The organism is Bremerella sp. P1 (assembly GCF_028748185.1).
GTDB lineage: Bacteria > Planctomycetota > Planctomycetia > Pirellulales > Pirellulaceae > Bremerella.
Genome location: NZ_CP118164.1, coordinates 1,301,480 through 1,312,971 on the forward strand (window position 1 = coordinate 1,301,480; position 11,492 = coordinate 1,312,971).

The 11,492-nt window shown below is 54.3% G+C and carries 9 protein-coding genes and 1 tRNA gene; 7 read left to right on the forward strand and 3 right to left on the reverse strand.

The window, feature by feature from the left end; translation table 11 throughout:
* The first annotated feature begins 81 nt into the window (after nt 1-81).
* A complete protein-coding gene (locus PSR63_RS05500) occupies nt 82-3,042 on the forward strand; it encodes a PAS domain S-box protein (RefSeq protein ID WP_274331431.1) in 2,961 nt (986 codons plus the stop codon).
* A 12-nt stretch (nt 3,043-3,054) separates the two neighbouring features.
* Here the strand turns inward: PSR63_RS05500 and PSR63_RS05505 are convergent, their stop codons facing one another.
* A complete protein-coding gene (locus tag PSR63_RS05505) occupies nt 3,055-3,885 on the reverse strand; it encodes a glycerophosphodiester phosphodiesterase (RefSeq protein ID WP_274331433.1) in 831 nt (276 codons plus the stop codon).
* Between the two features lie 323 nt (nt 3,886-4,208).
* On the opposite strand from PSR63_RS05505, the gene PSR63_RS05510 reads away from it, so the two are divergent.
* From PSR63_RS05510 to PSR63_RS05525, 4 genes are all read left to right on the forward strand, one after another.
* Entirely contained in the window at nt 4,209-4,376 is a 168-nt protein-coding gene (locus tag PSR63_RS05510; RefSeq protein ID WP_274331435.1) for an SEC-C metal-binding domain-containing protein, read from the forward strand.
* A 117-nt stretch (nt 4,377-4,493) separates the two neighbouring features.
* A complete protein-coding gene (locus PSR63_RS05515; protein ID WP_274331437.1) occupies nt 4,494-5,234 on the forward strand; it encodes an RNA ligase family protein in 741 nt (246 codons plus the stop codon).
* A complete protein-coding gene (locus tag PSR63_RS05520) occupies nt 5,231-6,358 on the forward strand; it encodes an AAA family ATPase (RefSeq protein WP_274331439.1) in 1,128 nt (375 codons plus the stop codon). The genes PSR63_RS05515 and PSR63_RS05520 overlap by 4 nt, the downstream gene beginning before the upstream one ends.
* Nucleotides 6,359-6,543: 185 nt before the next feature.
* A complete protein-coding gene (locus PSR63_RS05525) occupies nt 6,544-7,434 on the forward strand; it encodes an endonuclease/exonuclease/phosphatase family protein (protein ID WP_274331440.1) in 891 nt (296 codons plus the stop codon).
* 115 nt (nt 7,435-7,549) lie between these two features.
* On the opposite strand, the gene PSR63_RS05530 is transcribed toward PSR63_RS05525, so the two are convergent.
* Both PSR63_RS05530 and PSR63_RS05535 read right to left on the reverse strand, forming a co-directional pair.
* Nucleotides 7,550-7,622 (reverse strand) — tRNA-Glu (locus PSR63_RS05530).
* 195 nt (nt 7,623-7,817) lie between these two features.
* Nucleotides 7,818-8,849, reverse strand: a complete 1,032-nt coding sequence (locus tag PSR63_RS05535) for a bile acid:sodium symporter family protein (protein ID WP_274331442.1) — start codon at nt 8,847-8,849, stop codon at nt 7,818-7,820.
* A gap of 205 nt (nt 8,850-9,054) precedes the next feature.
* On the opposite strand from PSR63_RS05535, the gene aroC reads away from it, so the two are divergent.
* Both aroC and PSR63_RS05545 read left to right on the forward strand, forming a co-directional pair.
* Entirely contained in the window at nt 9,055-10,200 is a 1,146-nt protein-coding gene (aroC, locus tag PSR63_RS05540) for a chorismate synthase (RefSeq protein ID WP_274331443.1), read from the forward strand.
* Nucleotides 10,201-10,245: 45 nt separating this feature from the next.
* Nucleotides 10,246-11,472, forward strand: a complete 1,227-nt coding sequence (locus tag PSR63_RS05545; protein WP_274331445.1) for a hypothetical protein — start codon at nt 10,246-10,248, stop codon at nt 11,470-11,472.
* Nucleotides 11,473-11,492: the final 20 nt, after the last annotated feature.

The window sequence follows — 11,492 nt, forward strand, 5'->3', positions numbered from 1 at the left end:
TTGACGCTTCGCTTTGGTTTTTCGATAATCGAGAACACCTCGCCTCTTCGATTGCTACCTCGGAGCTGAAGCCAATCCACTGTGAATCTACTTCGTAAATACTTCCTGCTCGGCGCAATCCCAGCGCTGATCGCGGTGGGACTTTCGACCATCCTCGATTATCAGATCACGCAGCGTTTGCTTCGGGAACAGATCGATCAAACCCTGGAAGCCAAACTGGACGCCAAGCGGAACGAGGTTCGGTTCTTTCTGGATAAGCACTTTTCGCTCCTGGAGACCTTGGCGGCAACGCCTCTGGTAAAAGACGGAAGTGTTGCCGAAATTCTCGATTTCCTCAGAATCCAGGAGTTGGCAGTCCGTCAGCGAATCGAAGGTATTTACTACGATGAGCTAGACGGAACGGTTCATGGTACCGATGGTGTTACGTTCAATGTCTTCGACCGCGAGTACTTTGGAGAAGTCCTCAAAGGAAATAAGGTCACCACCCGGATCTTGCAAAGCCGCGGCAAAGGAAAAGATGTTCTCTTGCTGATTGCTCCGGTACGGACCGAAGACGGAACGCTGAAGGGGGCAATCGCGCTTGCAATTCTCGATAGCCAGCTGATCGCTTTTGTACGCAGCATGGAAGTCAATCGCGGCGGCTTTCTTGCACTTGTCGACGACTCGGATCGGATGATCGCGGTATCAAGTAAGGCAGAATTTGTACGCCAGCAAGACCTAGACGTTAGCAACACAACCGTCGTCGATGATACGGGCACTCGTTTTCTCGTCTCTACAACGCGAGTACCAGACACTTCCTGGGACCTGATTGTTGCGATCCCGGAAATTGAAGTCCAAGGCGTTTATAACCGTATTGGATGGTCGAAAGTTACCGCGGTGGCATGTGGTATTACAGCCGCCGTGATCTTAGCTCTTTTCTTCAGCGAACGAACTCTTCGACCGCTGCAGCAGATCATTCAAACGTTTCGTCAATACGCCAAGGGAGATCAATCGGCTCGTTTTTCCGCGAAAGCCCGCGGTGAATACGCCATTCTAGCCGAGTCTTTTAACCACATGGCTGACGAACTCGACGAGGCTCGCATCCAGCAAGAGGAACACCTACGGAGAATCGAATCGAGCGAGGATCGATTCCGACGTCTTTTCGATGGTGCGGCCGATGCGATCTTCTTGCGCGACCTCAACGGGATCATTATCGACGCAAACCAGGAAGCCTGTCGCAGCCTTGGCTATGAGCGAGACGAGATTCGAGGCATGTCGGTTTCTCGCATCGACACCGACTGGAAGCTCGAAGATGCGCAACGCCTGTGGAATAAATTGGCTCGTGAAGGTGGCCGGTATCATCCTCTGGTCGAGCGAGTTCACCGCCGAAAAGACGGTAGTACCTTTCCGGTGGAAATACGCTTGACGCTGATCGAACGCGAGGGCGAAACCATGGTCATGTCCTCCGCGCGCGATGCGACGCTACGCAAGGCGGCGGAAAAGCAGACGAAACAGGCCAAGGAATTTGCGGAAAAGGTGATCAATGCTTCTCCTGGCGTCATTTACATTTTTGACCTCACCACGCAATCGATCGTATTTATCAATCAAAACATCGAAAAGGAACTCGGACACACCAAGGAGCACCTGGAAGAACTAGGACCACGTTTCTATACCGAGATCATCCACCCTGACGACGTTGCCCGCGTGCGACAGGCATCCAACAAGTGGTATGAGGAAGGTGAGCCTGAAATTCACGTCGATACCTTCCGCTTGCGACATGCCAACGGGCAATGGGCATGGTTCGAATTCCATCGGGTGATCTTCCAAAAAGATGCCAATGGAAAACCCACGCAGATCTTAGGTGTTGCCACCAATACGACGGATCGAGTTCTTGCCCAGCAACAGCTTGTTTGGGAAAAGGCCCTTCTCGACCAGGTGATGGAAACCAGCGTGGCCGCGGTGATGGTGGTCGATACCGAAGGCAATATTCAGTTTCTCAATGCGGCTTTGGAAAAGACATTGCGAGTCGGTCGTGAAGAGGTTCAAGGGAAAAACATTTACGTCTTTCCTTGGGAAGTCTACGACATGGCAGGCAAGCCACTGCCTGTCGAAAATCGTCCGTTTGCGCGGGTCAAAAGCACGCTTAAGCCCGTCAACGATGTACGGTATCGAATTCAATTCGATCCAGAATCGTACGTCATCGTCTCGGCGAATGGTGCTCCATTGTTCGATGAAGAAAGAGAGTTTGCCGGAGCCGTTTTCGCCCTGGCGGACATCACCGAACGCATCGAATCAGAAAAGGTTCGCGAATCTTTGATCCGCAACCTCGAAGCCACCAATACCGAACTGAAGCAATTCACCTACACGGTTTCGCACGACCTCAAATCACCGCTGATTACCATCAAAGGCTTCCTGGGAATTCTGGGCGAGGACATTGAAAGCGATGACAAGCCCGCGATTGAAGAAGATCTCGCGATCATCGGATCAGCCGCCGATGGCATGAAGCAATTGCTGGATGATCTTTTGGAATTGTCGCGCATTGGTCGCAATGTCAAATCACGTACCATGATTTCGCTGGATGAAGTGATCTCAGAAGCGATCACTTTGCTGGCAGGGCAAATCGAGAACCAGAATGCGACCGTCCGCAGCGATATCGAAGACGTGCACGTATATGGCGACGCCGTTCAAATTCGCCAACTGATGCAGAACCTGATCGACAATGGGATCAAGCACAATCGCGATGCCAACCCACAAGTTACGATCAAGGCGCACGACGAAGATGATTTCGTTTTGGTCGAAGTGATTGACAACGGCCCCGGGGTCGCCCTCGAGTACCAGGATCGCATCTTTCAGCTGTTTGACAAACTTGATCCCGACTCAGAGGGAACTGGGATCGGCTTGGCGATTGTCAAAAGAATTGTCGACTTCCATGGTGGTACGGTCGAACTCGTTTCGGATGGCCAAGGACACGGCTGCACTTTCCGATTACGACTGCCTGCGGTCATGCCATCCCATGATGCTGCCTATGACCTGCCCAACCACAACGAGTCAACAATGTCCTAGAGGTTTCGTGAGTTACGATTCACCACCGAGAGTCGCTTTACGAATCTCAGCCGGCTTATCCGTGGTGATCGAATCAAACCCCAGTTCGGCATAACGTTTCGCCTGGGCGGGATCGTTGACCGTCCACACGTGGCACTCGACGCCAGCTTTGCGAATCTCGCGAACAAACTCGGCGGTCACAACTTCATCCCGTCCCTGCGTTCCCAGTCCCGTCGCGCCGGTACTGCCGAGCGTCTTCAAGACCTTACCAAGATCAGGCGACCACTTCCCAGTGAGCTTGTTCTGCTTGTAGCTGGTTAACCAATTCGCTTTAAACTGTGGCATTTTTTCGCGGCACTGCTTCACGACCTCGTCGTTAAAACAAATGATCACGATTTGCTCTGCTTGCAAGCTCGTCTTTTCCAGCGCGACTCGAAGCGGCTCGACAATTTCGGGGCCGCACTTGATTTCGATCAGAATCTTTCCTGTTTGCGGTACCGTCGCCAGCACTTCCTCTAACAGCGGAATGCGTTCGCCGGCGTACTTTTCATGTTTCCAGGCCCCCACATCCAGGTCTCGCAGTTGGTCGAGGGTCGATTCCGCTGGATTCAACTTGGCAGCTCCGGCTGTGGTTCGCTCGGTGGTCTTATCGTGCAGGCAAACGATATGGCCATCCTTCGTCAGGTAGAAGTCACCTTCGATCGCGTCGGCCTTCTGCTTCCAGGCTTCCTGAAATGCAGCCAATGTATTTTCCGGTGCGTCAAACGAAGCCCCTCGATGCCCCACGATCATCTGCGCTTCCCCTGTTTCAACGACACCTGCCCAACATGCCGCTACCAAAAACAAATAAACAATCGTTCGCATCGTCAAAGTTCCCTTGGCCATCGAATTAAGCCGCCTCAAAAATTCATGCCTGAATTATAGTCCACGGTACGTCGTCCATTCACGCCCCCACGATGGACGGAAGTAGCCGACTTCCGGTGTACGTTCCCTGGGATCTGCTTGGAAGGTCGAACAGATGATTCCTGCAATCATTTTGACCTGGCGGTGAACCTCTTTTGCCTGATGTTTGTCGTAGCATCGACGGCAGCGTCATTTTTTTATTAACTTCTTGAAAGAAATGGCAAGGTGTCCCATGAGTCACAAGAATCGAAAAAACTTCGACGAACAACCATCCTTTCGAGTCCATGAGCAAACGCCGCCACGGCTATCCCTCGGAGACGAACGTTAAACGGGGAGTCAGGATTGTTCGCGGCAATAAGCTACTGGAAGAAAAGCTCGGCCGAAACGATCTCTGTCCTTGTGGATCGATGAAACGCTTCAAAAAATGCTGCTTGAAAAAGGGCCGTTTTTGATGGCACGAATCGGGACGACTACTTTTAGGGAGTAAGCCACTATATTCGTAAGCAGGAATCGGTTTCGCGCAATAACAGCATCCGCGGATCGCCTGACTCAAGCCTAGGAACCTGATCATGGGTACCTCCCACGGAAATTTCACCAAGTATCCGCGTACGCCGCATCTCTTCGGTTCCCGAGGCACCGACGACGATAAGCATATGGGCGAGGCGGATTCTCTGGCGTTTATCCAGGACGAATCCCTGATCGTCGAGGAGAAGATCGATGGCACGAATGTCGGCATTCACTTTTCTGAGGATGGCCAGTTGATTCTGCAGTGCCGAGGGCATCTCATCACCGAAGGAATGCACCCGCAGTACGATCTTTTCAAACAGTGGGCTACCGTCAAACGGCATGAATTGGAATCCCGTTTGACGACCCGATACCTGCTCTTTGGAGAGTGGGTCTACGCGCGGCACTCGGTCGCCTATCGAAAGTTACCGCACTACTTCTTCGAGTTTGATGTTTTCGACAAACAGGCAGACGTGTTTCTCGACCTGGCCGCCAGGATCAAGCTTCTTGAAGGAAGTGGTATTCATACCGTTCCGGTCATCCACCAAGGTCCTGTTACGCGAAAGCAACTCACCGACTTGATTGGCCCTTCGCAGTACGACAGCCATTTTGACAATCCACTTTCCGGCCAGGCCGACAATCTGATGGAAGGCATCTACCTTCGCACGGAAGCCGCTGGCCAAGTCACCGGCCGAGCCAAGTTCGTCCGACCGGAGTTCGTCGAAAAGATCAAGCTAAGTACACACTGGCAACATCAGACAATGGTCCCCAATCAACTGGCCGACAACGTCGATATTTGGTCATGAACTGGACGCAGCTCAAAACAGCATCGATTAAAGAGCTCATCGCCTGGGCCCAGCCCCAACCGTGGTGTCAGGCGATGGCAGCCTGCGATCAAGATGCGCAGTGGCACAGCGAAGGCGACGTCTGGACACACACCAAGCTCGTACTGCACGAGCTACAATCTCTCGACCAATGGTCCGACCTGTCTTCTCATGATCAAACCGTGTTGAAATTCACGGCCTTGTTCCACGACATAGCCAAGCCGCTGACGACCGCAGTCGATTCGATTACAGGCCGCGTCACGTCTCCTAAACATGCCGTCAAAGGCGAACACCTCGCCCGAAACATCCTCCGTGACTTGACCTGTGACCTGAAAACGCGAGAAGAGATTGCCCGCATGGTTCGCTACCATGGGCGACCAGCTTTCCTTTTGGAAAGACCCGATCCAGTGCACGAAGTGATTCGTCACTCGTGGCTACTTACCAACCGACTGCTTTACTTGTTTGCACTGGCCGATACACGCGGTCGCGATACCGATTCGATGACGCGACCAGAGGAAAACCTTCACTTCTGGAAAGTCGCATCGGAAGAGGCCAACTGCTTCGATCGCCCCTACGCGTTTGCTTCGGACCATGGCCGCTTCACGTTCTTTCACTCACCGCAGCCCAATCAACACTACTCACCGCACGAAAACTTCAAATGCCAGGCAACCCTAATATGCGGCCTACCAGGTGCTGGCAAAGATACGTGGCTCGCGCGGCACCGGAGTGAACTACCAATCGTCTCTTTGGATGACATCCGCGAGGAGATTGATGTCCATCCCACCGACAACCAAGGACAGGTAGCTCAGCTTGCCCAAGAGCGTTGCCGAGAATTCTTACGAAGCGGCACCTCCTTCGCGCTGAATGCAACCAACACAATGCAACAGACGCGTTCTCGCTGGCTCAATCTCTTTGCTGACTATGACGCACGAATCGAGATCATCTATCTGGAACCTAACCTGGAAGATCTGTTTCGGCGAAACAAGAAGCGAGAAGAACGCGTTCCTGAGGCTGTTATCCAGAAACTGGCTTCCCGCTGCCAAGTGCCCACCTGGCTGGAATGCCACGCCTTGATTTCTGAAGCCGAGCCCATCCGCACCGGATGAATTGAACCGGCTAGGTGCTGATTCTCTCTAAGGCTCTGAACGAAGAGAAATGAATGCAAATTGTGGAGACGATGCCGCGTTGGAAAAACACTCCCCTCGACACAACTTCAAAACGAAGACGATGCGTTGTGGACTTGGTAGAATAAGTCGGAACCAACCTAAAAAGCGGAATAGGATTCGACACCATGACCACACCTTCCTCGAACGAATCACTCACCCGACGAGACGTGTTGAAACGAGCAGCAGTTGGCAGCCTTGCCATTGCCGCCAGTAGCGTGAACAGCGTGCTTGCCGCCCAAGACAAGAGCCAACCACTGCGAGTGATTGCTTACAACGTCTACAACTGCACCGGCTGGCCAAAGGATCGGGCGTTGGGGAAGAAAGCGACGGCCTTGGGCCAGATGCCTGACCGCTTTGCCCACGAACTTGCCCTCTACGATCCTGATATCATTAACTTCTCTGAGTCACCCAGCGAAGAAGTGGTGAAGCAGATCGCCGAGCGGCTTGGCATGAACTACGTCCGCTTCCCAAGCGGAGGCAACTGGCCTGGAACGCTGCTTAGCCGATTCGAGATTGTCGATCCGAAGAATGCACCGCTTCTCAAAGGCGAACGCCCCAAAGACCTATTCACTCGACACTGGGGGCAAGCCACCGTGAAATTACCAAACGGAGAGTCGCTCGTTGTCCATTCCGCTCATCTGCACCCCAGCCCGGAACCAGACACCCGTCTGCGAGAGATTCCACTCATGTTGGAGTCCATGAAGAAAGACCTCGACGCCGATCGCTCCATGCTTCTGATCGGTGATCTTAATCACACTCCCGATACGAACGAGTACAAGCTCTGGATCGATGCTGGCTGGACCGACACCTTCACCCAGGTCGGCAAAGGAGATGGGCTGACCATCAAGGCCGACACACCAGATCGACGAATCGACTACGTAATGGCCGCTGGTCCAATCGGCCAGAAGGTCGTAGAGTCGAGACCATTATTCGAGGGTGCGTTTCGCACCAACACCGCCGACGCTGCGTCATTTGCCCTCAGCGATCATTTGCCGCAGCTCGCCATATTTGAGTAAGCGGAACCATTGGTAGGCCGCTAGTCGACATCTGGACAAGAGGCCGAAATCCCTGAAAGCGCCAGAATCGTAGCATTCAGCGCATAAAAAAAGCCGCAACAAGTGCGGCTTTAGGCACCCCCTAGGGGAGTCGAACCCCTGTTTTCGGGCTGAGAACCCGACGTCCTGGGCCACTAGACGAAGGGGGCATGGTGGGTGCTGTCTTGGGAGAAGTATCGGCTTGGGATGAGCGTATTCATCAGCCAAGGGTGATCTTCAAAGACTTAATCAAGTTATAACGGTTTTTCGTCCGTGTCTAGGCCCTGCCGCTCGGCAAAATCGTCCGTCGCGCAGGGCCGCTAGGGTTTGGACACGGCTGAGCATGCGAGGTTCGTTGGGGCGAGTCAGTCTCCTTCGATCAGAGGTTCCTCTGGATGGGCTTTGTCGAATTCGGCGGCCATGTATCGGTCGGCTACCGCGGTGTCTAGAAAGAGCTGCCCGACGTGGAACGCGACCATGGGCAGGATCGCCAATGGGTTCGCCGTGTAAAACTCGGTCGCGATGGCCAGGCCAATCATCAGGGTCTTCTGGCTACCGGCGAAGGCGATTGCGATCTCTTCACTGCGAGGGAAATGGAGCTGCTTGGCAATTCCGACCCCCAGCAGCAACGCCGTTATATGGACAGCCAAAACCAAGCCAATCATGACTGCAAACGACAGGAATGTCGGCATTTGATCGGTCGGCAGACTTCGCAGCTTGAGGCCACAGCTGATACAGCCGAGCAGGACCATGCAAAGTACTCCTATCTGGGCCACGATTCCTAGCTGGAATTTATTTTGCGTCGCCCAGGTACCTGCCTTGGGGATAAGTCGAGCAAGCTGGCCGAATGCCATCGGTAGCACAACCAAAAGGAAGAGTTTCGTCATCATGTCGGCCAGGGAAAGGCCTTTGCCGCCGGGATCTGCCCAAATGGTGATCGTAATGTGACTTCCGGTGGTCCAGAGCAGCCAGAACGGGGTGATCAAAAAGCAGAGCGAGTTGGTCACGATCGTGACAATCAAGGCAATCGAATCGTTCCCCCCTGCCCTACGTGTCCAGACGGCAGCGGACGCCAACGTACAGGGAATCGCTGCCATGAGGTTGATTCCAATGGCGAAGTCCCCTGAAGAGAGCAGCGACGCCGCCCAGGCCAACAGGGGCACGATGCCTGCGTTGATGATTGTTGCCAAGATAGCCGCGGCCGGACGGCGGATGGCACCGTGCAGATCGCCAAACGCCAGCGGAAAGGCCATCAGAAAGAGGACCGTCACGACGATCCCATTTCGCAAGATTTTCATGTCCGGAAGCTGCCGCAGCGGCTCGGAAAAGGCAAATCCGACGATCACCACCGCTAGCAGGCCTGCAAGGAACCAATGTCGTCTGAGGAGTGATCGCACGAAAGTCTCGCTTTCCGGTTCCAATGTGGGGGTTGGTGGCCAGACTCTTTTACCTAACCGATCTATCTGCCGATCGGGGTTGCGGTTAGAATCGAAGATCGGTTTGCACTTAACCTCGGTACCTGGGGAAGTTTACCTGATAGCGGCGCTAAAATCGAAGCGATCGCCGGGCACTGGCTCAGGACCAAAGTCTTTATTTTGCATAATGTTGCGTTATTGGACAGCGGGCGAATCCCACGGTAAAACCCTTCTTGCCATGATCGACGGCTTTCCGGCCGGACTGGCAATCGACGAAGAACCCATCAATCGCGAGCTTGCTCGTCGCCAGGGAGGGTATGGCCGTGGCGGACGACAGCGAATTGAGACCGACAAGGTCGAAGTGATGACCGGCATCTGGAAAGGTCTCACGCTCGGCAGCCCGATCGCTCTGCAAGTGATCAATCGCGACTACAAGCTGGAACGCCTGGAAGACCTTCCGCGACCTCGTCCTGGGCATGGCGACCTGACCGGTGCGATTAAGTTCCTCGGTCCGATCCGAGCCATCCTTGAACGAGCCAGTGCTCGCGAGACGGCTGTTCGTGTTGCTGCTGGGGCCTTGGCCAAGCAGCTCCTGGCTGAGTTTGGCATTCAGGTTTACGGTTTCGTCGACGAGCTAGGTGGCGTGGCCATCGATCGTCCTGAAAACGTGGACGATGTTGATGCCATGATTGCCAAACGTGACGAGAGCATCATCTACTCGCTTAATCCCGAACAAGATCCCCAGTTCAAAGAGCTGATCGACAAGACCGGCAAGGCAGGCGACACACTCGGCGGAATCGTCGAAGTCCGTGTCGTTGGTGCTCCGTTCGGGCTGGGCACCCATGCTCAATGGGAACGCAAGCTCGATGGCAAGCTGGCTCAAGCCGTTATGGCCGTCCAAGCGATCAAAGGGGTCGAGATCGGAATGGGCTTTGAGGCCGCTCGCTTGCCGGGCTCTCAGGTTCATGACCCGATTCATTACGACCCGATGGAACAAGAATCGACCAACCTCGGCTATACCCGCCCAACCAACAATGCTGGTGGGCTGGAAGCGGGGATGACCAACGGTCAGACGATTGTCGTGCGTGCCGCGAAGAAGCCGATCAGTACGCTTCGCAAGCCGCTGGAATCCGTCAACCTGGAAACCAAAGAATCAGACACCGCTTCCTACGAGCGGAGCGACGTCTGTGCCGTTTCGGCGGCCAGTGTGATTGTGGAGAGTGTTGTGGCGTTTGAAATCGCCACGGCCCTGGTCGACAAATTCGGTGGCGATAGCCTAGAGGAAATGAAGGCTCGCTACCAACTGTTTATGGATATGGCTCGGAAGCGTTAATCCGCGGCCACCACTTACCAGGCACGCCAAGCAAGGATGTTCGGCATGCATGAATCTACGAGACGCCTGCTCTGTCGGGTCGCATTCCTGCTGGGATGCGTCATACCGACGATCTGCACCCTCTCGTGGATTACGTACCGGCAGTCTTCCTGGTCGATCGCCGCGGTCGAAGACCAACTCTCGGAAACGATCGGTCTCAAGTGCCACATCTCAAGGTACTACAACCCGAAGCCAACCAAGTGGGTCTTCGAAGACGTTCGCCTTGAACGAGCCGGCAGCGATGCAGTCGTCTTTCCTGCTCTGAAAGCAGAACTGATCGACAATACCTGGCAGCTCTCAGCGGATGAAGTGGAAGTAGACTGGGCTTCGCGACATCGCCTGTGGGAAACCCTTCAGGAAGGCGTGCTTCTGAAGCGTACCGATGGCAAATGCCTACAACTAAACGTCGCTCATGTTCGCTTTCGTGACGAAGTACTTCCTTCGCTCCAGAAACTGGAAGTGAAACATGACCCGCAGCAGCAGCCTGCTTTATCCAGTTCTTTGCTGGTCGGCGACTCACTCATTCCACCTCCACTGATGGCTAGTGTCGACACCTCGAACCCTGAGCATTGGCAGGTTCAATTAGCGACCACCGAGCAGCCGATTCCCACACATCCATTGCGTGCTGCCCTGCCACAATTGGCCGGACTGGGTGTCGATGCCAACTTCATGGGGCAGATTACGTTTGACCTGAATTACGCTTCGACCAATGTAGAAATGGCAGGCGTGTTTCGGCAAATCAATTTGCAGTCGGCTCTTGCGACAAACTACCAGCACGGCGCCGGCGGAGCGGAACTGCATGTCAAACAGCTTGTCGTACGCGACGATACCTTGCAGGAAGCATTTGGCGGAATCTTCTCCCGCAACGGGCAACTCTCGCGAAGCCTTCTGGATCGTGCTGCCCAACACCTGAACGTTCAAGTCATTCCACCCAGTCGCAATCAAGACCTGATCGCCTATCACGAGATGGCGATCGGCTTTCGCTTCGATCATGGGCGGATGACCCTAACTGGCCTGTGCGATAACATGCCAGCTGGAACCATGCTCGCCGGCCTGGAGCATCCTTTAGTCTACGAGAGCCCGGTGAGTATTCTACCGGCTACCAATCTGGCGAGCGTCTTCTACGACAATTACTCGTCGACCGTGCCGGCCTCGCAGCCTTCGGTAGATCTGGCACGATGGCTGACCGCTCCGATGATTGCGGAACGTCCAGGCAATCCGATACAGCGGTAGTACTCAACGAGTGCGAGCGG

Coding starts and splice junctions, on each gene's coding strand:
- PSR63_RS05525 (WP_274331440.1), top strand. CDS start 6,544: ATGACCACACCTTCCTCGAACGAATCACTCACCCGACGAGACGTGTTG.
- PSR63_RS05545 (WP_274331445.1), top strand. CDS start 10,246: ATGCATGAATCTACGAGACGCCTGCTCTGTCGGGTCGCATTCCTGCTG.
- aroC (WP_274331443.1), top strand. CDS start 9,055: ATGTTGCGTTATTGGACAGCGGGCGAATCCCACGGTAAAACCCTTCTT.
- PSR63_RS05510 (WP_274331435.1), top strand. CDS start 4,209: ATGAGCAAACGCCGCCACGGCTATCCCTCGGAGACGAACGTTAAACGG.
- PSR63_RS05505 (WP_274331433.1), bottom strand. CDS start 3,885: ATGCGAACGATTGTTTATTTGTTTTTGGTAGCGGCATGTTGGGCAGGT.
- PSR63_RS05520 (WP_274331439.1), top strand. CDS start 5,231: ATGAACTGGACGCAGCTCAAAACAGCATCGATTAAAGAGCTCATCGCC.
- PSR63_RS05515 (WP_274331437.1), top strand. CDS start 4,494: ATGGGTACCTCCCACGGAAATTTCACCAAGTATCCGCGTACGCCGCAT.